The organism is Bacillus sp. NMCC46, from assembly GCF_002998465.1.
Classification (GTDB): Bacteria; Bacillota; Bacilli; order Bacillales; family Bacillaceae; genus Bacillus.
In genome coordinates, this window is sequence record NZ_PVQZ01000002.1 from 24,752 (window position 1) to 50,420 (window position 25,669).

Here is a 25,669-nt window from a genome sequence, read left to right on the forward strand (position 1 = left end):
AACCTTTGAAGTCTAGGAAGGACGAGCACCGAAGCGGAGCGAATTTAACATTCGTGAGCATCGGCGCACAGGACTGACACCGAATGCGAGGGTTTGTCTACACGCTGAAACACCTCTTAATGAGAGGTGTTTACATAACAGATTGCTTAGGTTCTTCTATCAGGTCCTGCCCTGTTTCTTTTTTAAATGGAATCATGTGATAAATAATATGAAGCAAAATAGCGGTAAAGCTACCGGCCACGATTCCGTTACTTGTTAATAATTTCATTGATTCTGGCAAATGCTCAAACATTTGCGGCACGACGGTGACACCTAAGCCGATCCCAACTGAGCAAGCAACAATTAGTAGGTTTTCCTGTTTGGCAAAATCCACGCGCGAGAGCATTTTAATACCGTAGGCAATGACCATCCCAAACATGGCGACCATTGCGCCGCCAAGAACTGATTTTGGAATAATCGTCGTAAATGCAGCAATTTTAGGAAAAAGTCCAAATAACATGAGCAATGCTCCTGTCACAACGATGACTTGATTTTTCTTGACTCCTGTCAACTGGATCAACCCAACGTTTTGCGAGTAGGCTGTGTAAGGAAATGCATTGAAAATACCACCTAATAAAACAGCAATCCCCTCTGCGCGATAGCCTTTCGCTAAATCCTTCTCTTTTAATGACCGGTTTGTTAAATCACCTAATGCGAAATAAACACCTGTTGATTCGACTAATGACACAATCGCAACTAACGTCATCGTCATAATGGGTGCAAATTCAAAGGTAGGCATGCCGAAATAAAATGGTTCAATTATACGAAAAACTTGAGCGTTCGCCACCTCAGCTGTTTCCACTTTCCCCATAAATGCAGCGACTGCTGTCCCAAGGAGAATACCAATTAAAATGGCGATCGCCTTCATAAAGCCTTTTGTGAATCGATAGAGCAGCACAATGATAAACAGCACAAGGAAAGCGAGGCCTAGATTTTCAAAAGAACCATAATCTGCACTTCCTTCTCCACCTGCCATATTGTTCATCGCTACCGGAATAAGGGTAATGCCAATAATGGTGACGACAGACCCAGTCACAACAGGCGGGAAAAATTTCACAAGCTTCCCAAAGAAAAAGGAAAGAAGAATGATGATACACCCCGAAGCGATAATACTTCCATAGATAGACGAAATCCCGTATTTAGAGCCAATCGCAATCATAGGAGAAACCGCAGTAAATGTACAGCCTAATACAACAGGCAAACCGATACCAAAGAAACGGTTTTTCCATACTTGAAGAAGTGTGGCAGCCCCGCACATGAAAATATCTGCCGAGATTAAGTAAGTCATCTGTGCAGGGGTGAGGCCGAGCGCATCTCCCACAATGAGCGGCACTAGAACGGCACCTGCATACATTGCCAGCACATGCTGAATCCCTAGCGAGAGCGTTTTGGCTTTTTTAGCGGCACTCATGATTGTACCTCCCGTACAAACGTGACTTTCCCTTCCTCAAGTGATTCAATACGTGCAAGGGACTCGACGCGGTAGCCCATTTGAACAAGCGCATTCCTTCCGGGCTGAAATGACTTTTCAATGACAATGCCAAATCCGGCTACTTTCGCCTTCGCCTGCTTTGCGATTGCAGCAAGCCCTTTAGCGGCTTCACCGTTCGCTAAAAAGTCATCAATGATTAATACACAATCTTTTTCACTGAGATGCGTATTTGAAACAGCGATCGTGCTTTCTACTTTTTTCGTAAAAGAGTACACACTCGCTGTTAATAGGTTATCTGTTAGTGTTAGTGATTGACGTTTTCGAGCAAAGACAACTGGTACTTGAAGAGCTAGTCCAGCCATCACAGCAGGTGCAATGCCAGAAGATTCGATTGTGACAATTTTTGTAATGCCATCATGCTTGAATAATCTAGCAAACTCTTGCCCGATCTCATGCATTAACACAGGATCAATTTGATGATTTAAAAAGGCATCTACCTTTAACACTTGATTTGACAGAACGATTCCTTCGTTCTCAATTTTTTGACGTAACAATTCCATCATTCTTCCTCCCAGCATATTGGCAAACATTTTAATTTTTTGCATAAAAAAGCATTGCTGTCCATGAGGAGCAAGCAATGCGAAAACGATCCACGGATCTTCAGCTCAAACAAGAGCTGTTTCATTTTGCTCACTCATAGTCGGACCGTATCGGTGTCCGGTAGAAACTTGCGTGCCATCATCACGCGATTATATGAGTGTTATAGTGTTCAAATTATAACAAGATTTCAGACGCTTGGAAAGCACTTTTCCAGAAAAATACCGAACTTAAATAATAGATCAGATCAAAATGTTCGTTTTTAGAATATTCAAGCATCAAAAAAGCACCCTTCTGAGCAAAGGGTGCCTTTTATTTAAGATAAATACAATTTCGTATATTTATCTGTTAAATAATCGATTAAATATTGCACATTTAATTCCTCACCAGTCGCATCTTGAATGATTTCAGATGGTTTTTTGCGTTTTCCATGCTGGTGGACATGTTCTGTGAGCCATTCTTTTATCGGTGCAAAAGACCCATTTTGAATCAGCTCATCAAAATTCGGTAAATCTTTGATCATTTGGTGCTTTAGTTGCGCCGCATACATATAACCAAGCGCATATGAAGGGAAATATCCAAAGCTTCCATCAGACCAGTGAACATCCTGCAAAATGCCGAGTGCATCATTAGGAGGCGTAATGCCAAGATACGCTTTATATTTTTCATTCCACAGTGTAGGCAGGTCTTCAACTGCTACTTCTTCATTAAAAATCGCTTTTTCAATTTCATAGCGGATGATAATGTGAAGCGGATACGTCAGTTCATCTGCCTCAATTCGAATGTAAGTCGGCTTCGATTCATTCACTGCATGCACAAAGTCTTCTAAAGAGACATCTTTAAATTGCTCAGGAGACGCTTCTTGCAGCTTATGATAATACGTTTTCCAGAAATCTTCATGTCTGCCGATAAAATTCTCAAAGAAAAGAGACTGTGATTCATGGATCCCCATTGATGTGCCATCACATAATAGCGTTCCGCTCAGTGCCTCATCAATGTTTTGCTCGTAGATGGCATGACCACACTCATGAATCGTGCCAAAGATCGCCATCCGAAAATCATGCTCATCATAACGGGTCGTCACACGAACGTCCCCTCTGCTCAATGTCACAGCAAACGGATGAACCGTTGTATCCAGACGCCCTGCGTCAAAGTCATACCCCAATTCTTTTAAGAAGAAGAGACTCAGTTCCTTTTGTTTGTCGATCGGAAAACTTTTCGATAAAAATGAAGTATCCGGCTTATGAGGAGAGGCTTCGATTTTTTTCACGAGAGGAACAATGGCATCACGAAGTGCACCAAACTTTTGATCGAGCTGTTCAACTGTCATATCTGGCTCATAGTTATTGAGCAGCACATCGTATGGCGTTTGTTTCACGCCCCAATATTGAATAAAGCGCTTGTTAAAATCAATGAGCTGTTTTAAGTATGGTGCAAAGAGTGAAAAGTCTGATTTCTCCCTTGCTTCTACCCAGACATGCTCTGCTTTTGATTGCAAAATCGAGTATTCTTTAAATTCTTCTTTCGGAATTTTGCTGTTTTCATCATACTCTTTTTGTGATAATTCGAGCGCCTTTTGTGTATCTTTTGACAGCTCATCTCGATGTTTGTTTAATGCGTGAAGAAGATCTCTCATTTCATCAGAAGTCTTCATATTAAAAATATCACTTGATAATTGACCGATGGTTTCAGCTCTGAAATCGGCGCTTTTTTTAGGCGCCTGTGTTCTAGAGTCCCAATAAAGTAAATGGAGCGCCTCCGTATAATGGGCGATTTTTCCTAGTAATTGATAAAACGCTTTCTCTTTTGCTTCAAGACTCATACGTTTGTTCCCCCAATCAATAAAATATGTATGTACGTTTCAAGGCTACTTCAAGGAATGTTCTTTTGTCAATGAAAAAGGAGGATACTCAGATGGTATCCTCCTCTTTTCCTCGTTCGGGCGTTATTTAGATGATTGGCTTGACTGGCATAACGGATTCAATTTTACTTTGAAGCTCTGTATCTTCCTTACGGTCAAAATAAATATGAATGGTTCCTGCATCTTGGCTTGTCCGAATCAGCCTTCCAATACCTTGTCGCAAGCGCAGCAGCATATACGGAAGGTCAACTTCAGCACGAGCATCCTTTGCTTCATTCCGTTTTGCCTCAAATACCGGATCATGAGGCGGGTAAGGAAGTCCCCAGATGATCACATTTGTTAGTGATTGTCCTGGAATATCCAGCCCTTCCCAAAGGTGAACAGAGCATAACACGGATGTCTCATCTGCTTGGAACTTTTGAACAATCGTGCTGATTTCCTCGTCTCCCTCAAAATACACGTGGAAAGGCAGTGATTCATCCGATGCCTCAAGCTGCTTTCTAAAGAAATGAAGTTCATCAAATGAAGGGAACAAAATCAGAGATCGTCCTCCGTTTTCTTTCAGCTGAGTGATCACTTGCTGTCCTTTTGCCTCTTGCTCTTGAAGCTGCTGAATCCCGTGGAAATAAATCTTCATTTGCTCATCGTAATCATACGGAGAAGCGACACTCATTGATAAGTAATCTTTGATCCCAAGACTTTCAGCTAAATAATCAAAGGATTGATTTTCAGACAATGTAGCAGAAGAGAAAATGTATGGTCTTTTTTGCGAGAATACTTTTTCACCAAGCACCTCTGCGACTGTCTTTGGCATCACAACAAATGTCGTATCTAACTCCTGCTTTTCAAGCCAGCTAATCGCATTTTTTTGATATAGCGACAGAGAATACGCCATTTGTTCAATGTACTCTTCCACAACAGACAATTCGTATTGATCGATTGTATACATCTCTGATTCAAACACGAGTGCTTCTCCGATTTTTTCAAGCAAATCACACAATTCACTTGCAGACCGCTTCACTTCATCCACACGTCCAATTTCAAGTCGATGCGAGCCCTTGATTTCTTTGGCATGTGTTTTTAAGAGATAGAAGAACTCATCGTTTGTGGCAAGTGCATCTTCAACGAGCTCGGCAAACTCTTCACGTATATCGTTTTGCAACAGGCGCTCTAAAAATGTTTCGAGCATTGATTGCTTCACTCGGTACGTCAGTGCTTTTTGTGCGGCAAATTCAAGAAGGTGCCCTTCATCAAATACGACGGAGCTATGTTCTGGAAGCAGCGGAAGCTGGCCCTCGCGTTTGCGGGATTCCTTCGTCCACACATGCTCCATGTAAAAATCATGAGAACAGATGATGAGATCGGTTGCTTTCCGGTAATGATCTCTTGATAAATTCAGACCGCAGCGATGACGCATATCGCACGTCAAGCAGTCTTGAAACGAATCATAGCCAATGCGTGACCATTCATCATTTGATAGTTCTGGATACTCTTTTCGATCACCATACGGATAAAAGTTTTGCATGCCATGTGATTCATGAACAAATGAAGGAAGCGATTCATAAATATCGAGCCACTTCTCATCATCTTCACGCTGCATGGTTTTCTCTAGTTTCTTTAAGCATAAATATTGGTCATGCGATTTACTTAATCTCGCATCTATTTGAATATCAAGGTGATTGGCAATTTTATAGATATCACCCTCTTGTTTCACCAGCTGTTCAATTAACGTTTCGTCTGCACATGCAATAATCGCAGGTTTCCCTGTATACCTTGCATATGTGACCGCAAATAATAGATAGACGATGGTTTTGCCTGTGCCTACCCCAGCTTCGGCAAACATCACACTTTTTTCTTTAAAGGCTCTTTCTAGTTGAAAAGCCATAAATATTTGTTCATCTCGAAGATCAAAGCCCTTTTCTGGCAAAATGTCATAGAACACATCACCAATCCAGTTGCCCAGTTCTTCGTAAAAATTATGTTCTTTTGATAATGAAAAAGGCAAACGAGATGCTGTCACCTGCTTCAACCCCCAACTTTTGAATCATTCAGACATTCAATAGTAACATTTATGCTGGGGAATGACAATCTTTTTTACGACCGCAAACGATGTTGATAGGTTTCTTTCATTAAAAATGCATGCTCTGAACGCTCTATGTAAGCCTGAGCAAGCGCTAAATCTTCGATGGCTGCTGTCAACTGAGCAGATTGTCCACCTTCTTGCCCTTCAATTTTTTGAGCAGTCGAAGCGAGTGCTTTTTGGATTAACTGAAATTGATCATATTGTATCATGGAGACACCTCTTTTTTTAAAATCAAGTTCAGTTTATTCCGTCCCGTGAAGGTTTATACCTTTCTGCGATAAAAAAAGCCACACCTTCTGTAGGTGTGACCATTTTTTTATGATTCAGTTGTCTGTTTTCTAGGCGGGCGTTTTCCCCAATATTGGTAATAGTCTGTTTTAATAAAACCATTAAACAGTTTTCTCTTTTTCGTTGCTTTTCTGCCGAAGCACTCTTCGAACTTTTCGTGTGACGTTAAGATGTAAATGGACCAAGTATCTAGGCTCTTAAATGCTTCGCCCATTCCTTGATACATTTTTTCAACAGCTGGTTTATCACTGAGTCGTTCTCCGTAAGGCGGATTTCCGACAATCACACCATACTCTTCTTTCGTTTGAAAGTCTTTCACTTGCATTTGTTTAAATTGAATCAATTCACTTAGACCAGCTTCTTCAGCATTCATTTGTGCAATGTCTACCATCCGATGGTCGATATCACTTGCAATAATGTGGAGCGGCTGATCATACTTTGCTTTTTCTTCCACTTCGTGACGCGCTTTGTTCCAAACGTCTTCACCAATCCATTCCCATGACTCGGACGCAAATTCCCGGTTAAATCCTGGGGCAATGTTTTGTCCTATCATGGCCGCTTCAATAGCGATTGTTCCTGACCCGCAGAAAGGGTCAACAAACGGACGGTCAGGTGTCCAGTTTGTTAATAGCACGAGTGCAGCCGCAAGGGTTTCTTTAATAGGTGCTCCGCCTTGATCCGTACGGTACCCTCGTTTATGAAGACCCACACCAGATGTATCAAGCGTGAGCACAGCTTTATCTTTTAAAAGGGCAACCTCAATTTTATACTCAGGTCCTGTTTCTTCAAGCCATTCAGACTGTATGTTGTAAGAGGATATGAGCTTTTGCGCGATCGCCTTTTTGACGATACGCTGACAATCCGGCACACTGGCAAGCTGTGATTTCACAGATTTACCGATGACAGGGAACGTGCTGTTTTTCGGTAAAAAAGAGGACCAGTCAATCGCCTTCGTCCGTTCAAACAGCTCATCGAATGTTTTTGCCGAAAATTCAGCTACTTGTACCTTAATCCGGTCTGCTGTACGCAGCCAAAGGTTCGCACGGCAAATCGCAAGAGCATCCCCCTCGAAAATCACTTTTCCATTGTCTACTGTGCAGTCATAGCCAAGGTCTCTTACTTCTTTTGCAACAATCGCTTCAATTCCCATTGGAGCTGTTGCGATGAGTGTATAGGTTTTCATTGTTTTATCACCTGTTTTCTCGTCCTTTTATGTATTCAAGATAAAAGCTCTCCATATGTTGAAATAGGAGAGCTTTGTTTTCATCATGTTTATAATAACGGATATAACGTTCTGTAAGCCATGTTTTGTTCCATCGTACTGCAAACGGCAAATGCCTCGTACTCAGGTGGTAATCATCTATCTACAGAATACTCTGTCCTTCTCTCCGTTTGGTTCCTTTGAGAAAGTTCCCCTACCAAGTTTGGGTTTCTCGCTCGAGGGGTTTACCGCGTTCCACTCTCACCATTTCTAGTGAGACTTCGTCACTGTGGCACTTTCAAGGATACTTTGCCATATCCTAAAAGGACGTAGGCATTTTTCCTGCCGTCAGCCTTTCCCAGGCTGCCCTGGCTTATTTTTTCGCCAGGCACGAACACTACGGGCATCTCAGCACCGTGCGAGCATGGACTTTCCTCTGCAATGTCTAAAAGCATTGCAGCGATTACCCGAACGTTAATCAATAATCGTTATTATAAACGACAATGACATCAGGCACAAGCTTTTTTCAGCAAGGCTCAATCATAAAGTTTGCTGCCGAAAACGTGTTTCTCAAGGTTAGATAGTCTTTTTAAAATATCAAAGTTTGTTGTATTAGACTGTGCAGGCTGTCTTTTTCCTTGCTCAACGGCTTCTTCAAGCTGTTTAGACAAATGGAGGTTTTCTTGTTGAAGCTTTTCGATTTCTTGGTTGAATGTCTCATAGTCTTTAATGACCATATCTAAAAATTTATCGACTTCTTCTTGTTTGTATCCTCTGACACCTGTTTTAAATTCTTTTTCTAAAATTTCTTTCGCAGAAAGCTTTACTTTATCAGCAAGCATCTTTTTCACCTCATATCGTGAATTCATAGTATATTTTTTCAGAAATACGTGACGTTGTCAAATTTTCTCTTGCTTTTAGTCAAAAAACGGATCTTCTGCCTCAACTTGCGCTCTCAAATCATCCATTGTGATGTACATAATGGGGTAATCGGTATAGGTTTCCGCTTCTTTGATCATGTACTTTGGCGAGCCATCATGCTCAGGATCATAAAGGACGAGAAGGCCATCTGTTTTTTCAATAAAAAAACGGTTCTTTTGTTTAAATTGTGCCGGACTTTCATACGGTCTATGCGTGACACTTTCTACAAAATCGGCCTGTGCAAGAATCCCTTCATACAACTCTTTGTTTTGTTCATTCCAGCGCTCTTCCTGTTCATAAAATGGTGTAATGACGGCCAGTTTTAACGCTGGATACTCCTCTTGAAGCTCAAATACCACTTCGGCAGTCCAGATTTCTGCCCCAAGCTGGCCTGATATGAGAACCCATTCCAGGCCTTCTTCAATCAGGGCTGTCAGCCTTTTTTGAAGCTCTGCTTTTATGTATTGAAGTGCAGGCTCGTCTTGTTTGAATATCCCAAGCTCAAATGGCTTGTACCCTGTGACAGCAATAATTTTCATTTTTTCACCTGCTTTTAAAAAAAGGGACTTCTAAAAGTCCCATTTCACTTTATCTGTTACAGCAAGGTCCACCGCAGTTAAAGTGTTGATGTGTTGCCGGGTCCACCTGAGAAAACGTATGCGGGAAATAGTGAACATGTTTGAAATTTTGATGGTGAACATTTGTCACATGCTGCGGATGGATATGCGGCACAATTGTTGTTGAATCGCTGTGTGTATAGCAATGATTCGTCGGATGAACAATTGGCTGTGTAACATTCGGCTGGCAATGATGATGATGATGGTACATGTAGCATTCCCCTCTCCTTAATTTTCTTACATTAACAATGTATGAATTAAGAGGTGTACATGTACTAATGCATTAACCTATTTTAAAAGTTTGCAAGAAAAACATCCTTATAGTTTGAAAACACAAAAGCGACCAAAATGACAACAAGAAAAAACAAGTAGAAAAGACCCTTATACATGCTCTACGCTCCTCATTCAATATCTAACGTTATTTTACAGGATTCGTGACTTTTCTACAATAAAAGTGCTAAACAATTTTTATTTTCGGCCGAGAGCCGAACGTTGTCATGTTTTGCGCTTTCCCGGGCAATAATGTTCATTGCCCAGCTTTTCTCAAGAGCCGTTTTTTTCGCTTCTCAAGTTCTTCCGTTTCTCGCTGACTTAACGATGAGAAAGATAATAACGATTCAGTGATGGATAGAGCTGACCTTGCATTTTTTTGACGATGCTCTTTACACTTCGCAAGCTCTATACCCGCTTTTAATGCTAAATGGACATCACTTGATTTAAATAATTTTTCCCATATTTGAACCGCTTCATCCCACTCGTTTTGTCGTTTATATTGTAAGGAAAGATCATAAGACGCCTGATTCGCATGCTCAAAATCAGCATCCGTTAATTTTTGCAAATGCTTCGTTGCTTCCTGTACATCACGATGAGCAAGATGCCACCTGGCGAGCGCATACTTCTCATTGTGTTCCTTTACCGCATCCTCAGATAGTATTTTTTTGGATAGATGAATGTAGAGGCTGATTAACGATAAGACGTCTAGTTCATTATGAGTCAAGATCCCTTCAATCAGCTTCGGATTTTGTTCCTTTAAAAAATGAAAATAAATCATCGGTGCCAAAAACCCCGGCGTGTCGTTTTCACGATGCACGTGCAGCTCTTCTTTTTCAACAACGGATAGCGCCATTCGTTCATATTTATGCTTCCACAATCGTCTAGATCCGTGCAGAAGATCAAAATGTCCGAATTCAGGAAGTGCAGGGATTTGATCTCGTAAGAGCGTATGTCTCGTTTTCACTTGCGGCCAGTCGAACGATTTACCATTATATGTAACCAATGATTCTACGTTCACTTCATCGAGAAAGCTTTTGTACAGAGCCGCTTCATTTCCTGGATTGGTGAGCAGGTGCTGTTTCACCACCACTTTGTCGGAAAAGACACGTGCATGTCCAAGCAAGAAAATCATATTTCCCGTACCGCCAGATAATCCTGTTGTTTCTGTATCAAAGAAAAACAGCTCGTGCGGCTCGTACCCTTTAGCCGATAGCGAATGCTTGATGCCGCTTTCGTTCCATGCCTCGATGATCTTCGGCAGTTCCGCAAACGAATAGCGCCCATGCTGATCTTCTAATGAATAGGTGACTTCCCGAATCAGACAAAAGGAATCCTCAAAGTGATAAGGAGATACACCTAATGTTTCCCATTCTTTTAAAAATGGGATATTTTCTGAAGTCACAGGCTGTGGTTGTCCTTCTAAAGTTTTCTGCCGGTTTTCATGTGTCTGATTGTGCGATAGGTGCTTCTTCATTCTGTTTAATTTCCCTTTTAAAGACATGAGCAGGTGTCCCCCTCCTTTCCCTTAAAATACGGACATCAATTCAACGATGCTGCTTTTTCCGCTCACCTCTTTCATTTCCATGCCAATGCAGGATGGACAGCCATTTTCACAGCGGCACCGCTCAATCAGCTGAATGGCTGCGCCTGCTATTTCATCGAAACGAGCTTGTACTTCCTTGCTTAAGCCGATTCCGCCAGGGTAGTGGTCATATAAAAAGACCGTCGGTTTTCTGGTATGTGCCGCTTTAATTTGTGAAACAACATGAATATCAGAACGGTCACACATCACAAAAGCAGGTACAATGTGCTGAAGAACATTTGCGATGCCAAGCAGCAGCTGTTCAAGTGTTTTCTCTTCAAATCTCCGCTCTGCTTCATGTAATTCAAACCAAGCAGCACTCGTATGAATTTCTTCTTCCGGCAAGTGAATCGGTCCAGAGCCGATATTTTCACCGGTACTTAGCCGGATTTTTTTAAAAATCGTCGGCATTGCGTTGACAGTCACATCACCGTAGTGAACAGATACGGCTTCCTTCTCTGTCGTCTGATCGATTTCAAGCACCTTAAGTTGAACAGCTAAATTCGCGTCTGTATAGTATTCTACATCTACTTGTTTCACATAAGCCTTGAGATGCTCGTAATCTAGCTTTTCCACTTGATACTGAACCCCTTCATGTAAATAAATGGCTTCATCATGAAGCAGCGTCATCGCACTGAACCGATCCATCTCTCCAATAATCCGAACATTCGCTACATCTGATTGATCCACAATCACCACATTTTCCTGGCTTGCAGACCGGAGGCTGATGCCATGCGCTGGGAACGATTGATCTGACCAATAATACCGGTTCCCGCTAAAATGAAGAACACCTTCCTCATGTAAGTATTGCAAAATCTCTTCTACCTCCATGCCGCCAAACTGTTCATCCTCCCGAAACGGAAGCTCGTAGGATGCACATTTTAAATGATCCACTAAGATAATGAGGTTTTCAGGGTTGATTCTGGCAGCTTCAGGCGGCCTGTTAAAGAAATATTCAGGGTGTCTGACAATATATTGATCAAGAGGTGAGGAGCTTGCTACCATAATTATGAGTGCTTCCTCATGACGCCTTCCAGCTCGTCCTGCCTGCTGCCATGTACTCGCTACACTGCCAGGATACCCTGTCATGATACAGACCTTTAGCTGACCTATATCCACTCCTAATTCTAGTGCGTTTGTGCTGACGACACCTAGAATGTCTCCTTCTCTCAATCCTTTTTCAATCACTCGCCGCTCTTTTGGTAAATAGCCTCCGCGATATCCACGAATCGATTTTGGACCGATCTCTTTTTTCACTAGCTCTTGAATATGGCTTAAAATCACTTCAACTCTTACTCTGCTTCTAGCAAAAACAATCGTTTGGATTTTTTCTTTCAAAAAAGTTTTTGCCAATTGATTGACGACAGTGGCGGCACTTTGTCTAATATTTAATGGTTTATTCACAACTGGCGGGTTGTAAAACACAAAATTCTTTTTACCGCTAGGTGCCCCGTTTCGTTCAATCAGATGCACCTTGCTCCCCGTTAGCTGCTGCGCTAGCTCTTTTGGATTCGCAATCGTTGCGGAAGTACAAATAAAAACCGGTTCACTTCCATAAAATGCACAAATTCGTTTTAACCTGCGAATCACATTGGCCACATGACTGCCAAATACACCTCGATATGTATGAAGCTCATCAATGACAATATACTTCAAATTCTCAAACAAGCTGACCCATTTCGTATGATGAGGCAAAATGGCTGAATGCAGCATATCCGGGTTTGTGATGACAATATGTCCTGCTTGTCTGACTCGCTGCCGAATGGCCGGAGAGGTGTCTCCGTCATATGTTTCACTATGAATCGGAACATCCATCTCGTGGATGATCTCGTTAAGTTCACTTTTTTGATCTTGTGCGAGCGCTTTTGTTGGGAATAAATAAAGGGAGCGGCTTGTCTGATCTTCTGCGATCGACTGAAGGACAGGCAAATTGTAGCAAAGCGTTTTACCTGAAGCTGTTGGTGTGACAGTTACCACATGATCTCCATCCATCACACGTTCAAAGGCTTCCTTTTGATGAATGTAGAGTTCGCTCACGCCTCGTTTCTCAAGCGCCTTTTTCAGCCTGTCGTTCACTCTTTCAGGAACCGGAGAGGTCTGTGCAGGCTTCGCATCAATTTCATGCCAATGTTCTACCTGTTCGTCTTTCTTTAATTCTTCTATGAGTTCGTTCATTGTTTTCTTTTTCATATCGCATCACCTCTCTTACATAGTGTACCGAATATTTGTTTGCATGACTAGGCGGCAATTTTTTGATGCGCAGCCTATGAGCAAATACTTTGAAGTGTTGTAACAGTATCTATTACACTTCTATAGTGAAATGATTTTATCAAGGAAGAAGATGATGAGAGTGAAAAACGAATTTAAGCCTTTATTTGAACCATTTACGTTTCCAGGAGGTGCGTCTATTGATGGCCGGTTAGTCGTTGCGCCAATGACACACTTCGGTTCTCACGAGGATGGCACCATTTCTAAAGAGGAAATTGATTTCATTACAGCTAGATCAAGTGATATGGGCATGGTGATCACAGCATGTGCAAACGTGACTCCAGATGGTAAGGCATTTGAAGGACAGCCTTCTATTGCAAGAGATGAAGATATACCTGGCCTGAAAAAACTTGCTTCTGCGATTCAGGCAAAGGGAACAAAAGCCATCATTCAAATTCATCACGGCGGCTCTCAGGCTCTCCCTCACTTAGTTCCAAACGGTGATGTGGTTGCGCCAAGTGATGTGTTTAAAGATGGAAAGCAGATTGCACGCGCTTTAAAAGAAGAGGAAATTGTCCATATCATTGACGCTTTTAAAGAAGCGGCAAGACGAGCGGTTCAAGCAGGGTTTGATGGCGTGGAAATCCACGGTGCAAATGGTTATCTATTACAGCAATTTTACTCTCCGCATAGCAATCAGCGGACAGATCAGTGGGGAGGAAATGAAGAAAAGCGTCTAGCCTTCCCTATCGCTATTGTGGATGCAGTCAAAGAGGCAATCGAAAAGCATGCAACAAAACCGTTTATCTTTGGATATCGATTATCCCCAGAAGAACCAGAAACACCTGGTTTAACAATGACAGAGACGTTTACCTTAGTGGATGTTCTCAAAACAAAAAACCTCGATTATTTGCATATCTCTTTAATGGAGATTGACTCTAAAGCAAGACGTGGTGCAGATACTCATAAGACACGTATGGAGCTGCTAAAAGAACGCTGCGGCGATACCCTTCCGCTCATCGGTGTGGGCAGCGTCATTACAGCCGAAGATGCACTAAGTGCTTATAATCAAGGAATTCCGCTTATCGCTGTCGCACGAGAGCTGATCGTCGACCCAGATTGGGCAAAGAAGATTAAAGAAGGCAGAGAAAGCGAGATTGAAACTGTCATTAAACGCAGCCAAAAAGATAAGTATTTGATTCCAGAAGGATTGTGGTCTGTCATGGAAGCGAGTCAAGGCTGGGTTCCGATGGAAGATTAATGTCATCAAAAAAACTACCCTCATACGATTGGGTAGTTTTTTTTTGTGTCCTGATTATTTTATTTTAACGGTAAAAAGCTTAGAAGTCTGTTTTTCCACAGGTCCCTTTGGTTCTTTATCAAGATGCTCGATCAAGTCACCATTCATAATGACAATCGGAGTCACTGTACTTGCCGCTTTCTCTTCAATCAGTTCTAAATCACACGTAATGAGAGGGTCACCGATCTTCACTTTATCCCCTTCTTTTATGTGCGCTTCAAATCCTTCACCATTTAATCCCACTGTTTCAAGCCCGATATGAATCAGAAGCTCAAGCCCTGAGAGTGTTCGAATGCCAATTGCATGTTTTGTATGGAAGAGCTGGATGATTTCACCCTCTACTGGTGACACAATCGTGCCACTTTTTGGTTTTACTGCTACGCCGTCTCCCATCATCTTTTGAGAAAAAACAGGGTCTGGTACATCCGTCATATCCATTAACTCTCCATCAGCTGGAGAATAAATGATTTCTTCCTTTACATCATCTTGGTTTTTTCCGAAACCGAATAATTTTTTCAGCAATGTCAATTGCTCCCTTCAAGCTTTGCTTCTAGTTCTATTCCGCGTATGAAACGCTGCGCTCATACACCTTGCTTCATTCAACACTATTTAATCATAATTTTTTCCTCTCATCAATTGATAACCGCCTGAGCCCTTTCTGCATAGGCTGTAGATGAGAGGTGATTCAAATGAAACATGAAGGCGAAAAGAAACATGAATTGCTGGCAAATGAAGATATTCTCAATGAAGCGATTGAACAATTTTTCGCATCCTCCCCGTTTCACGAGATAATAAATAGTGCGGAGGCGCTCATGACCACATCACATTCACTTGCATCGATTACGACCGATGTGACAGAGGATGAGCAGTTTGTGTATATCGAGATCCAATTTCCCGACCATTTTGTCGAAGGGGATATCGCGCTAGAAGTAAAAGCCCAATATTTACACTTATCCGTGCAGGAAACAATCAAAACGGATACAACTTCCTCGTATTCGAGCTTTACCAAAACCATTTTAATGCCGGCAAAAATAGATGAAACGAACATGAAGAGCGTGTGGAAAGATCAAACGCTTCGTGTGACGGCACCAAAGCAAACTACCCAATAGGTCCATCTATTGGGTTTTAACTATGCTTTAAAAATGCTTGTAAATCCTTTCGCTAATGAACCTACTTGATTCATCGTACTCATCATTTGCCCAGCTGTATCAAACATTTTGTTAAAGTCGTATTGTCCATTCGTTTTTTTGAATTGTGACAGCACACTTTTAAATTGAGATGATTGCTGTTTTTGCGGTCTTGGCAAAGGATAAGGGTTCATAGGCTGCTGCATGGGCATCATGCCTGGTGGCGGCATCTGGGGTTGATTGATCGCTTCAGGCGGATGAAAAGGCGGCACATTTTCTTGGTATCCATAAGGCGGCTGATAGACAGCAGATGGTGCCTGGCTCATTCCACCTTGATGTGGCGGCATGAAATATTCTGGAGGCTGCGGAGGCTGCTGCATATCTGGATACGGAAAAGGCCCTCGATTGAATGGATTGAATTCATAAGGCTGCTGGTTTGAATAAGGGATCATATATCTCGCTCCTCTCGCTCTCAACACATAGTGATGTCACTCATATATTATGATCAAGAACAGAAGATGTGCCTAAAGCAGCCATAAGAAAAACGCAGCATATGTCTTCAGCTGCGCTTGTTGATTTCTTCTATTAAAAGGTTCAGTGTGTAAATCACTGACTCAACTAAATTTTTCACACGGGGTGCATGCTGTTTGCCAAAATAAGATTGCAGGACAACCTCTTTTCCATTTTCTTTGACGGCTTCAAGCTGTTCTTGGTGTAAATATCTAGGTTTGACTAGATGAATAAACGAGATCGCAGCAGTGAGCCACTCTTCCATTTTCTGATCAAATGTCTCAACGGCCGGCTGAATGTCCGTGTGAAAATCATATACGGGGTATTCCTCTTCAGCCTTTCCCTTTTGGTACTGCTCATACGCCTCTTCGATCCATATTCTCAGATCTTGTGTATGTTCAAGTAATGTTTGATTATCCAAAATGTTCACCTCTATGAACCATCCTATCAAACGTTTACTTATTGCTCAAATAGAAAAGCTATCCGGCGTGATATGCCGGTCTTGCCGCCAGTTTATACTCAGCCGCGTGAATCTTCACTTCACAGTCCTTTACTTCTGATTCAAGCCGGTCTATCATTTGTTCTTGCTCCTCTATGGTTGCACGTTTTGTTTGGTTCACAGCAAGAGACAGTTCTTCTTCCACCGCATCAATTTTCCGCTCAATTTCCTCTAATAACTGCATAATGGATTCTTTTGATACAAATTCGCTCATCATCAGATTCCTCCTTTATCGTCTCTCGTTACATTCTCTTTTCTTTCTCACCCTCCTTCACACATGACAAAACTAGAAGCAAATCGCCAATCTAAGTGTAGATGAGCGCTATTTCTTCCTTTTCGACATATGCTTGTCCTTCTTTGTATGATTGCGTCCGATTGTGTAAATTCTAAGGACAAAGGAGGTAGATTTCATGAAAAAGCAGCCAGCACCAAAAGAGCAAAAGCCAAAAGGGAAAGAAAACAGTACAGATCAGCTTGATAAAAAGCTTGGCGGTCCTAATCGACCATCCACGTAAAAAAAGCAGGTACCCCCTGCTTTTTATTTATGCAAAAAATAGTGCTCTAATGAGAAAAGAAAACGAAGCTGTCTTTTTTTATGAAAATACCAGTCGGTCAGCTCAATTTGTTTTGGTAACGTCTCTGCATCAAATAAGGATGGGCTCAATTTCTTTTGAAACCAATCGTCCCTTTGATCGTCTAATGAATGTGTCATCACCGGATAAACTGTTCGAAGAAAAGGTGTTGATCTCCTAGCGATCCCTAAAAACGGCTCAAAATCAAACCGTGATCCGGTATGCGGAACAGTATGCAAAAAATGATAAAAATCCGAAAATAAATCGGCTCGAAATAATAGTTTCGCTAGTTTTTTTCCTAATGTAATACGCTCCTTTACGCGGGAAAACTTCCGTATGGTTAACCCGTACAAATGCCCGTCCACCGTGGGAAAAACAACGGTTTGAAAATGTCCCCACTCGCTGAACAGATATTGAATCGAGTGAAAAACATTCTTTTTCAGAAGAGGATTTTGTATAATAGGAGATTGTATAGTATATTGTTCATTTATGATGAGTGCATAAAGCAGGCGCTCTGTGTCACGCTTTAGCCAAAAACGTTCCCACTCAGTGCTCATAAAACGAGAAACAGAAAAATATGGAAGCAGATGGAACAAGGGTTTGCTGCACCGCTTAGACCATTCATACAAAAGAAGCTGAGGGTAAGCATCCGAAAAGATCAGCCAATTCGCTCTTTCATATGCTGTGAAAAAAAGGTGCCCCTGCTGATCTGTTAAACCTGGATGAAAGAGCTCGCCCTTTAGATCCGTCATAGACCATCCAGCATTTCTCGAGACAAAGGAAGCAAGCAGCGACCATTTCATCTCTGGATGGCGGTCATAAAAGCGTTTGTAAGCATTTGTCCTCGTCAGGTTGTCTTTATTTTTCGATTTCGTTTCACGCAATATATACTGAGTGATGATGTGCTCTTCTTGTGACAACATAGTAATCTCTCCAATACAAAATGCATTAAAAGGAGGCTGAAACTTGATGATTCGGTATCCAAACGGAAAATCGTATCAGCCCATTCAACAAATTGGGACAAAAAAAAGATTCAGCGGCGAATCCTCTTATAGTAACCGCGGGATGACGCTTGAGGCTGACTTAAATGAAACCAACCAGTACTATTTGGTCAACGGGATCGCAGTCATTCATAAAAAGCCTACCCCCGTTCAAATTGTGAATGTGGATTATCCAAAAAGAAGCGCTGCTGTTATCAAAGAAGCCTATTTTAAACAATCATCCACAACAGACTATAATGGAGTGTACAAAGGGCGCTATATCGATTTTGAAGCAAAGGAAACCAAAAGCACCACCTCGTTTCCACTCAAAAATTTTCACGATCATCAAATTGAGCATATGAAACAGGTAGAAAAGCAAGGCGGTATTTGTTTCGTTATTATATCCGCATTTGGCTCCGTTTATTATTTGTCCGCTTCAGATCTCTTTTTCTTCTGGGAGCGGCAGCAGCAAAACGGCCGGAAATCCATTAGCAAAGACGAATTAATGGAAGCTGGCCACTTAATGACACTTGGATATTCGCCAAGAATTGATTATATTAAAGTAGTGGAGACACTTCATTTTTCGGATGAAAGTGAGTAGCAATGACGTTCGAAAAAGGTTTAACACGAAAGGTTGAGATGTGATGTCTGATCAATTTACAAGTCGTGAACAGCGACGTAAAGCAAGTCAAGAAAACAATAAGAAGCAAAAGAACAAAAAAGGCAAAAAGAAAGCAGGTCTATTTAAAAAAATATTTTTATCTTTACTCGTGATCGGTCTTCTTTGTGTAGTTGCCGGAATCACAACTTTTGCCGTTTTTGCATCAAGCGCTCCTTCTATTGATGATAGTAAGCTCAAAACACCGTATTCTTCAAAGCTTTATGACAAAGACAAGAAAGTGTTTGCAGAAGTAGGTGCGGAAAAAAGAACGTATGTCTCGATTAAAGATATACCCGATGTGGTAAAAGAAGCATTTATTGCAACTGAAGATGCACGTTTTTATAAACACCACGGGATTGATCCAATCCGTATCGGCGGTGCCCTTGTCGCAAACGTCGAGGACGGCTTTGGAGCTGAAGGTGGAAGTACGATTACACAGCAAGTTGTGAAAAACTCTCTACTTAACAATCAAAAAACGTTAAAACGTAAAGTACAGGAAGTATGGCTCTCGATTCAGCTTGAGCAAAAATACTCTAAAGATGAAATTTTAGAAATGTATTTAAACCGTATTTTCTTCTCGCCTTATGCTTATGGTGTTGGGAAAGCGGCAGAACAATTTTTCGGCGTGACAGATTTAAATAAACTAACTGTTGCACAGGCTGCCACACTTGCAGGTATGCCGCAAAGTCCTTCTGCCTATAACCCAGTGAAAAATCCCGAGGCAGCGGAAAAACGCCGTAATATCGTTTTAGGCCTCATGAAAAAACAAGGCTACATTTCAGAGAAAGACTATGAGGATGCAAAAGCTACCCCTGTCAGCAAGACCGTTGTTTCAGCTGATAAATATAAGAGCCAAAACTCAAGTAAGTACTCTGCTTATATTGAAGAAGTCATGGAAGAAGTACAGAAAAAAGCCAAAGTGGATGTATCAACCGATGGACTAAAAATCTATACATCACTTGATCGAAAAGCACAGGATCACCTAGATGATATTATCAATGGGGATTCAGTTGGTTTTACGAAAGGTATGCAGGCGGGTGTCACCCTGCTTGATACGAAAAATGGCGAAATCCGAGCTATTGGCGGTGGACGTGATGTACCAGCCGGCGGCTTTAACTATGCGACAGATGCAAAACGTCAGCCAGGTTCAACAATCAAACCAATTTTAGATTACGGTCCTGTCATTGAAAACAAAAAATGGTCTACGTATCAGCAAATTGATGATGCGCCATATACGTACTCAGATGGTACACCGATTAATAACTTTGACAGAAGACATTTAGGGAAAATGTCGATGAGAAGTGCTTTGGCACAATCACGAAACATCCCTGCCTTAAAAGCTTTCCAAGAAGCTGGCACAGACAATGCCGTTCAATTCGCCAATAACTTAGGTATGGACTTACCGTCTGACATTCCAGAGTCATACTCAATCGGTGGATTTGACGATGGTGTCTCCTCCCTGAAGATGGCTGGAGCATTTAGTGCATTCGGTAATAACGGGTACTATAATGAACCGCATGCTGTCACGTCTGTTGAGTTTAATGACGGAACAAAGCTTGACCTTACGCCAGATTCTAAAGCGGCAATGAGTGATTACACAGCATTTATGATCACTGATATGCTGAAAACAGCTGTACAATCTGGAACAGGTACACTTGCACAAGTACCGAACGTTCAAGTAGCTGGTAAAACAGGTACAACCAACTTTACACAAGATGATATGAATAAATACAATATCCCTTCTGGCGGTGCGAAAGATTCGTGGTTTGTTGGTTATACGCCGCAATATACAGCAGCCGTTTGGACCGGAATCGGTAATTCAAAAGATGCGGACGGCAAAATGTGGCTCACAGATTACGAGCAGCGCGTTGCCAAAATCGTCTTCCAGCGATTAATTTCTCAAATTGATGATGGAAGCGGCTCATTTGAAAAACCAGACAGTGTCTTGGAAGCTACGGTTGAAAAAGGATCAGATCCAGCAAGATTAGCCGGACCAAATACACCAAGTGAGAAGAAGACAACAGAATACTTTGTAAAAGGAACTGTTCCGACAAAAGTGTCTGACACATATGAGAAAAAAGAAGCCGATAAGCCTTCTGACTTAAAAGCGGTGTATGATGAAGAGAAAAAATCCATCACACTGTCTTGGGGCTATGATGACGACGCAGATGCTACATTTAATGTAAAACAAGCGGTTGATAACGGCGGCTATAAAGAGATTCAAAACAGTTCTGCTAAAGAAGCGGTCATCTCTGATGTGAAGCCTGGCTCTACTTATAAATTCCAAGTAACAGCCACTGTAGAGGATGTCACAAGTAAAGCAGCTTCTACCTTCCTCACCATCAAGGATGATGAAGATGAGGAAGAAAAAGCAGATGATGAGAACAAAGAAGAAGAAGAACCGCAGCAGCCTGACGACGAGCAGACAGACCAGACTGACGATAACAAAAATCAACCCCCAGGCACTGACGAGCAAAAGCCAGATGATAAAAAAGATCAAGATAAGGATAAGGATCAGGATCAAGGCGGAAATACGGAAAATGGAAATAATGGTTCTTCCGATGATGGCTCAGACAGTACAAATGGGAACTCACAAACTGACAATAAAGATAAAAAGAAAGATGATGCGAAAACAAACTCTCAAAGCTCAAATTCGCAATCAAATTCTCCTAGTCGAAAAGAAAATGAATAATGAAAAAGCACTTGCCCATATGGCAAGTGCTTTTTTTAACGGTTTTGTCTGATCTTTTTAAGTGCTTCATGTTTTCCATACTGCTTTTTTAGTTCCGTGTATAGCTCGTCCAGTTGAATAAAGCAATGATATTGAGTTGGTTTTAGCAAAATGAACTCTAAACGTTCCGTCCAGTTAATCGGAGCTACAGGAAAAGTCTCTTGCTTGATATGTTCCCATTCAAGCGTTTGAAGTCTCTCCCCTTTGATCCAGTAAAACATCGCAATCATACTGACAATACCTTGCAGCATATCATCTTCTTCACACCGGGACTTTCTTGTTTGAAAACGAGGAAGCATTTTTTCTTTTAATTCATTCCACAGTTCGAACATCACAGGAACAAATTCTTCTGTTTTCTGCCATGGAAGCTCATCTGTTAAAAGTTCTGATGATAGATCATATGCGAGTGGATTATCTCTAAGTATGTCTACTCGATCGCCTTTCATCTCTACCTTTTTCCCTTTTAGCTTTTCGACATATGAGGTAAAAACAGCTGCCCCGCTCATGCCAGCTTCACCAATCCTTTTTTCAGCCTCTTCTGCCCTTCTCTACACATATCAAGAAGCGGACAAGACTCGCACTGCGGCCGCTGCGCCTTGCAGTGATATCTGCCAAAAAAGATTAGGCGGTGATGCGTCACAGACCAATCTTCTTCTGGCACCTTTTTCATTAAGGTTTGCTCTACTTCAAGAACAGAATCCTTCCACCGGCAAATCCCAAGACGCTTACTGACTCGTTCTACGTGTGTATCGACAGCAATGGCCGGCACTCCAAAAGCGACAGATACGACGACATTTGCTGTTTTCCGGCCCACCCCAGGAAGCTTCACAAGCTCGTCCCGATCCTTTGGCACTTCACCGCCATATTCTTCAATCAGCATTTTGCTCAACTTTTGAATGTTTTTGGCTTTATTTCGATAAAGGCCAATCGAACGAATATCTTGCTGCAATTCTTCAAGCGGTACACTTAAATAGTCTTCTGGTGTTTGATATTTTTGAAATAACGTTTTGGTGACTTTGTTGACAAGCACGTCTGTACACTGCGCAGAGAGTGCCACAGCGATCACAAGTTCAAATGGATTGGAATGAACAAGCTCACACTCAGCCTCTGGAAACATATCTCCTATAATATCTAAACATTCATTGATTTGTTTTTTTGATAACATGACTTCTCCTTTATTGGTTATTGTTCCAGCCAATTATAAAAAGGAACTTGTCGTTTATATGTTGACGTCTCTTCTTTTGAAGGTGGCGCTTTTTGCTGAGAACGGAAGTGCTGGCTATGCTCTTTTGCTTCTTCCGCTGTTTTCAGCCCTTTCTTTTTCCACTCAAACAGAATTCGGTCGATATAACGGAAATTTAATTTTCCTGATAAAACCGCTTCTCTTAACGCTAGGCGAATCATTTCAGCATCATGATGGTCTTGATCCATCCAGATCGAGAGTGTTTCTCCTTCAAGAGGAGACAGCGGTCTGCCAAATTCATCTTCAAATAGAGCATATAAAGACTTTTCAGCCTGCACATGAAGTTTTTGACCTTCCTTCGCTTGTTTTGCTTCTAAAAAGTCATACAGTACGCCCCATAAAGGCTCAACTGAGTATCGGTCATGCTGAATACCAGACCCGTCCTCAAACGGCTGAATCGAAATAAATCCCTTTTGAATTAAATGCTGAACCATATACGCACACTCTTCAGCTGAAATGGTCATGCCATGGGACAGCTCTTCAAATGTTTGAAAGAAAACACCTTGTTCTTCATTCATTTTAATCTTGAGCATCACCATCATTTGTGATTCATTCAGTCCTAACTGCTCATAATGAGCAATCAGCAAATTAGGCAAACTGGTCGAACCCATTTGCTGCATATTTATAAATTGCTGCCTATTCATCGGATACACCTCTTCACTTTAAGTATATCACGTTTTATTTCACGTGCCCCTCCAAAAAACGTTTGAAAAAGCCTCCATATGTTGGAGACTTTCATGTCTTAAGGATATAAACGGTTTAATAATCTTGGGAAAGGAATGGTTTCACGCACATGCGGCGCTCCACTAATCCAAGCAACTGTACGTTCAAGTCCAAGACCAAATCCTGAATGCGGTACAGAACCATATTGTCTTAATTCTGTGTACCATTTGTAAGTTTCTTGATCTAGCCCATGTTCTTTCAATCTTGCTTCAAGCAGCTCTAGATCATGCACACGCTCAGAACCGCCAATGATCTCTCCGTAGCCTTCTGGTGCAATCAAGTCTGCACAAAGGACGACATCATCACGATCCGGTGCAGGCTGCATGTAAAATGGTTTTAATGATGTTGGGTAATGAGTGATAAACACTGGTTTATCGTAGCTTTCAGCGATCGCTGTTTCGTGAGGCGCACCGAAGTCATCTCCCCATTCAATATCGTCAAAGCCTTTTTCCTGCAAGAATTTAATCGCTTCATCGTAAGTGATGCGCGGGAATGGTGCTTTGATGTTTTCTAATTTTGCTGTATCACGGCCAAGTGTATGCAGTTCAACTTTACAGTTTTCAAGTACACTTTGAACAACATGAGTCACATAATGTTCTTGATACTCAAGGTTTTCATTAAATTCGACAAAAGCCATCTCAGGCTCGATCATCCAAAACTCAATTAAATGACGTTTTGTTTTAGATTTTTCAGCTCTAAATGTTGGGCCAAATGAGAATACTTTTCCGAGTGCCATTGCCGCAGCTTCCATGTAAAGCTGTCCACTTTGAGAAAGGTACGCATCTTCATCAAAATATTTCGTCGCAAACAGCTCCGTTGTGCCCTCAGGTGCACTTCCAGTTAAAATTGGCGGATCTACTTTCACGAAACCTTCTTGATGGAAGAATTCATATGTAGCACGAATAATTTCGTTACGAATTTTCATAATGGCATGCTGCTTTTTAGAACGAAGCCATAAATGACGGTGATCCATTAAGAATTCTGTTCCATGCTCTTTTGGTGTAATTGGATAGTCAGTTGCTTCGTGAATCACTTCAATGGATTTCACTTGCAATTCAAAACCAAGAGGTGAACGCTCGTCTTTTGTCACTTGTCCTGTCACATAGACAGATGTTTCTTGAGTGACTGATTTCGCAAGCTTAAAGACTTCCTCTTCCACTTCTGCTTTTACTACGACTCCTTGAATAAAGCCTGTCCCGTCACGCAGCTGCAAGAATGCAATTTTACCGCTTGAACGTTTATTGGCAATCCATGCGCCGATGGTTACATCTTCATCGACATGTTTGAACACTTGATTAATCGTTGTTTTCAACATAATTCCCTCCAAAGCCAGAAAGAAACTCACCTTTTCGACAGGTGTGAATCTTTTTTCATACATTTTATTATAACCGTTCTAAATCAGCATGGTCAACGCAAGACAGGAGAAACTATGGCGTTACATTTTTTTCCACGTGTTCTGTCGAGAAGTCGACATAGCTGAAGCTGTATTGATTGTTCTCATTTAAGTACGTCACTTCCCAAAGGAGTACGTCACCTTCTCTTGCTAATTGAACGTCCTTTAGCTTAGATACAGTGTTCTCCTTTTGAACGGCTTGTACTGCTTGATTTGAGGTAATGCCTTCTTTTGCTTTTTTTGCGATCACTTTTTCTTTATTGCTGGCAGGTACCCAAACATAGGTTGTTTCATTTTGTTTGTTTTTTCCTTCAACAATAAATTGTTTTTCTTTCCCGACAAAGGTTTCCACTTGCTCCACTTGTACGATGTTTGCTTGTTTTTTTGCTCGTTCAATCGCCGCCTCATGACCTTGTTCTTTTTGTCCCATGGCAATCTGATAAATCCACGTAAAACTGATGATGCCAATGAGCAAAACGAGAGCCACAACGGATGAAATGATCCAGACTATTTTTTTCATGTCAAGCTTCCCCTATGTGCGATATATCGTAAATATCGCTTGATTTTGATCTTCTTGATCTAATGCTAATCCAAACATGAGATCTTCTCTTTTAAGCGTTCTGTTCAATAAGTCAACAATTTTATACAGGTCCTCTGAATGCTTAATTTGAACAGTTGAAAGTACCTCTATTTTACTTTCCACTTCTAATTCCTCCTCGGTACGTAAATATTGTTAGTCATACTTTTCGGCGCGGGAACCGATACTATTTTTACAACGGAACACAAAAAGCCGTTACGATAAATTAACTCCAAACCCACACCAGCTAA

At 41.5% G+C, this 25,669-nt stretch carries 27 protein-coding genes, 1 other RNA gene and 1 riboswitch; of the genes, 5 read left to right on the forward strand and 23 right to left on the reverse strand.

Translation table 11 applies throughout. The features are described 5' to 3' along the window. Positions 1 to 130: 130 nt before the first annotated feature. The 12 genes from pbuX to C6Y01_RS05660 all read right to left on the reverse strand — a co-directional run bounded on the left by pbuX (position 131) and on the right by C6Y01_RS05660 (position 13,084). Positions 131 to 1,450 (reverse strand): xanthine permease PbuX, encoded by a 1,320-nt coding sequence (pbuX, locus tag C6Y01_RS05605; RefSeq protein ID WP_106037927.1) that lies wholly within the window; start codon positions 1,448 to 1,450, stop codon positions 131 to 133. Further along, positions 1,447 to 2,031, reverse strand: coding sequence for a xanthine phosphoribosyltransferase (xpt, locus tag C6Y01_RS05610; protein ID WP_034661972.1), 585 nt, complete (start codon positions 2,029 to 2,031; stop codon positions 1,447 to 1,449). The genes pbuX and xpt overlap by 4 nt, the downstream gene beginning before the upstream one ends. A gap of 117 nt (positions 2,032 to 2,148) precedes the next feature. Continuing rightward, positions 2,149 to 2,248: riboswitch (purine riboswitch) on the reverse strand. Positions 2,249 to 2,384: 136 nt separating this feature from the next. Continuing rightward, positions 2,385 to 3,890 (reverse strand): carboxypeptidase M32, encoded by a 1,506-nt coding sequence (locus C6Y01_RS05615; protein ID WP_095285316.1) that lies wholly within the window; start codon positions 3,888 to 3,890, stop codon positions 2,385 to 2,387. 127 nt (positions 3,891 to 4,017) lie between these two features. Beyond that, entirely contained in the window at positions 4,018 to 5,949 is a 1,932-nt protein-coding gene (locus tag C6Y01_RS05620; RefSeq protein ID WP_106037928.1) for an ATP-dependent DNA helicase, read from the reverse strand. A 74-nt stretch (positions 5,950 to 6,023) separates the two neighbouring features. Further along, a complete protein-coding gene (locus tag C6Y01_RS05625; protein ID WP_034661010.1) occupies positions 6,024 to 6,221 on the reverse strand; it encodes a hypothetical protein in 198 nt (65 codons plus the stop codon). 107 nt (positions 6,222 to 6,328) lie between these two features. Next, on the reverse strand, positions 6,329 to 7,483 hold the full coding sequence (locus C6Y01_RS05630; protein WP_034661011.1) for a THUMP domain-containing class I SAM-dependent RNA methyltransferase: 1,155 nt from the start codon (positions 7,481 to 7,483) through the stop codon (positions 6,329 to 6,331). 109 nt (positions 7,484 to 7,592) lie between these two features. After that, positions 7,593 to 7,976: RNase P RNA component class B (gene rnpB / locus C6Y01_RS05635), an RNA gene on the reverse strand. Positions 7,977 to 8,037: 61 nt separating this feature from the next. After that, entirely contained in the window at positions 8,038 to 8,343 is a 306-nt protein-coding gene (gene gpsB / locus C6Y01_RS05640) for a cell division regulator GpsB (protein ID WP_012010336.1), read from the reverse strand. 75 nt (positions 8,344 to 8,418) lie between these two features. Then, positions 8,419 to 8,961: an SLOG family protein gene (locus tag C6Y01_RS05645; protein ID WP_170938393.1), complete on the reverse strand. Its 543-nt coding sequence runs from the start codon at positions 8,959 to 8,961 to the stop codon at positions 8,419 to 8,421. Between the two features lie 49 nt (positions 8,962 to 9,010). Next, a complete protein-coding gene (gene cotD / locus C6Y01_RS05650; protein ID WP_106037929.1) occupies positions 9,011 to 9,250 on the reverse strand; it encodes a spore coat protein CotD in 240 nt (79 codons plus the stop codon). A gap of 315 nt (positions 9,251 to 9,565) precedes the next feature. Further along, on the reverse strand, positions 9,566 to 10,813 hold the full coding sequence (locus C6Y01_RS05655; RefSeq protein ID WP_106037930.1) for a ribonuclease H-like domain-containing protein: 1,248 nt from the start codon (positions 10,811 to 10,813) through the stop codon (positions 9,566 to 9,568). A gap of 24 nt (positions 10,814 to 10,837) precedes the next feature. After that, positions 10,838 to 13,084: a DEAD/DEAH box helicase gene (locus C6Y01_RS05660; RefSeq protein ID WP_034661018.1), complete on the reverse strand. Its 2,247-nt coding sequence runs from the start codon at positions 13,082 to 13,084 to the stop codon at positions 10,838 to 10,840. A gap of 160 nt (positions 13,085 to 13,244) precedes the next feature. Between C6Y01_RS05660 and C6Y01_RS05665 the strand changes: the two genes are divergently transcribed. Further along, positions 13,245 to 14,363, forward strand: coding sequence for an NADH-dependent flavin oxidoreductase (locus C6Y01_RS05665; protein WP_223249900.1), 1,119 nt, complete (start codon positions 13,245 to 13,247; stop codon positions 14,361 to 14,363). A 54-nt stretch (positions 14,364 to 14,417) separates the two neighbouring features. Here the strand turns inward: C6Y01_RS05665 and C6Y01_RS05670 are convergent, their stop codons facing one another. Beyond that, positions 14,418 to 14,924 (reverse strand): PTS sugar transporter subunit IIA, encoded by a 507-nt coding sequence (locus C6Y01_RS05670; RefSeq protein ID WP_106037932.1) that lies wholly within the window; start codon positions 14,922 to 14,924, stop codon positions 14,418 to 14,420. Between the two features lie 167 nt (positions 14,925 to 15,091). On the opposite strand from C6Y01_RS05670, the gene C6Y01_RS05675 reads away from it, so the two are divergent. Beyond that, positions 15,092 to 15,511, forward strand: a complete 420-nt coding sequence (locus tag C6Y01_RS05675) for an Hsp20/alpha crystallin family protein (protein WP_060596719.1) — start codon at positions 15,092 to 15,094, stop codon at positions 15,509 to 15,511. 20 nt (positions 15,512 to 15,531) lie between these two features. Here C6Y01_RS05675 and C6Y01_RS05680 read toward each other — a convergent pair whose 3' ends face one another. The 3 genes from C6Y01_RS05680 to C6Y01_RS05690 form a co-directional block, all read right to left on the reverse strand. Next, positions 15,532 to 15,981, reverse strand: coding sequence for a YppG family protein (locus tag C6Y01_RS05680; protein WP_106036819.1), 450 nt, complete (start codon positions 15,979 to 15,981; stop codon positions 15,532 to 15,534). 107 nt (positions 15,982 to 16,088) lie between these two features. Next, entirely contained in the window at positions 16,089 to 16,460 is a 372-nt protein-coding gene (locus C6Y01_RS05685; RefSeq protein ID WP_034661025.1) for a YppE family protein, read from the reverse strand. Between the two features lie 58 nt (positions 16,461 to 16,518). Next, positions 16,519 to 16,752 carry a DUF5446 family protein gene (locus C6Y01_RS05690; RefSeq protein ID WP_223249885.1) on the reverse strand — a complete coding sequence of 78 codons (234 nt, stop codon included), beginning with the start codon at positions 16,750 to 16,752 and terminating at the stop codon, positions 16,519 to 16,521. Between the two features lie 196 nt (positions 16,753 to 16,948). Between C6Y01_RS05690 and sspM the strand changes: the two genes are divergently transcribed. Beyond that, positions 16,949 to 17,053 (forward strand): acid-soluble spore protein SspM, encoded by a 105-nt coding sequence (sspM, locus tag C6Y01_RS05695; RefSeq protein WP_012010346.1) that lies wholly within the window; start codon positions 16,949 to 16,951, stop codon positions 17,051 to 17,053. Between the two features lie 23 nt (positions 17,054 to 17,076). Here the strand turns inward: sspM and C6Y01_RS05700 are convergent, their stop codons facing one another. After that, positions 17,077 to 18,033, reverse strand: a complete 957-nt coding sequence (locus C6Y01_RS05700) for a DUF2515 domain-containing protein (RefSeq protein ID WP_106037934.1) — start codon at positions 18,031 to 18,033, stop codon at positions 17,077 to 17,079. Positions 18,034 to 18,079: 46 nt separating this feature from the next. Between C6Y01_RS05700 and recU the strand changes: the two genes are divergently transcribed. Continuing rightward, positions 18,080 to 18,691, forward strand: a complete 612-nt coding sequence (gene recU / locus C6Y01_RS05705; RefSeq protein ID WP_034661029.1) for a Holliday junction resolvase RecU — start codon at positions 18,080 to 18,082, stop codon at positions 18,689 to 18,691. Between the two features lie 43 nt (positions 18,692 to 18,734). Continuing rightward, positions 18,735 to 21,443 (forward strand): PBP1A family penicillin-binding protein, encoded by a 2,709-nt coding sequence (locus tag C6Y01_RS05710; protein ID WP_106037935.1) that lies wholly within the window; start codon positions 18,735 to 18,737, stop codon positions 21,441 to 21,443. Between the two features lie 35 nt (positions 21,444 to 21,478). On the opposite strand, the gene C6Y01_RS05715 is transcribed toward C6Y01_RS05710, so the two are convergent. From C6Y01_RS05715 to C6Y01_RS05740, 6 genes are all read right to left on the reverse strand, one after another. Further along, a complete protein-coding gene (locus C6Y01_RS05715; protein WP_034661033.1) occupies positions 21,479 to 21,988 on the reverse strand; it encodes a YpoC family protein in 510 nt (169 codons plus the stop codon). After that, positions 21,985 to 22,647, reverse strand: coding sequence for an endonuclease III (gene nth, locus C6Y01_RS05720; protein WP_034661035.1), 663 nt, complete (start codon positions 22,645 to 22,647; stop codon positions 21,985 to 21,987). The genes C6Y01_RS05715 and nth overlap by 4 nt, the downstream gene beginning before the upstream one ends. Before the next feature lie 17 nt (positions 22,648 to 22,664). After that, positions 22,665 to 23,369: a DnaD domain-containing protein gene (locus C6Y01_RS05725; RefSeq protein ID WP_034661036.1), complete on the reverse strand. Its 705-nt coding sequence runs from the start codon at positions 23,367 to 23,369 to the stop codon at positions 22,665 to 22,667. Positions 23,370 to 23,467: 98 nt separating this feature from the next. Next, entirely contained in the window at positions 23,468 to 24,760 is a 1,293-nt protein-coding gene (gene asnS / locus C6Y01_RS05730; RefSeq protein WP_095285348.1) for an asparagine--tRNA ligase, read from the reverse strand. 115 nt (positions 24,761 to 24,875) lie between these two features. Next, positions 24,876 to 25,361: a cell wall elongation/penicillin-binding protein regulator TseB gene (gene tseB / locus C6Y01_RS05735; protein WP_034661039.1), complete on the reverse strand. Its 486-nt coding sequence runs from the start codon at positions 25,359 to 25,361 to the stop codon at positions 24,876 to 24,878. A 12-nt stretch (positions 25,362 to 25,373) separates the two neighbouring features. Continuing rightward, the gene (locus tag C6Y01_RS05740; protein ID WP_008344594.1) at positions 25,374 to 25,544 is read right to left on the reverse strand and encodes a YpmA family protein; all 171 of its coding nucleotides are present in this window, start codon (positions 25,542 to 25,544) and stop codon (positions 25,374 to 25,376) included. Positions 25,545 to 25,669 lie beyond the last annotated feature (125 nt).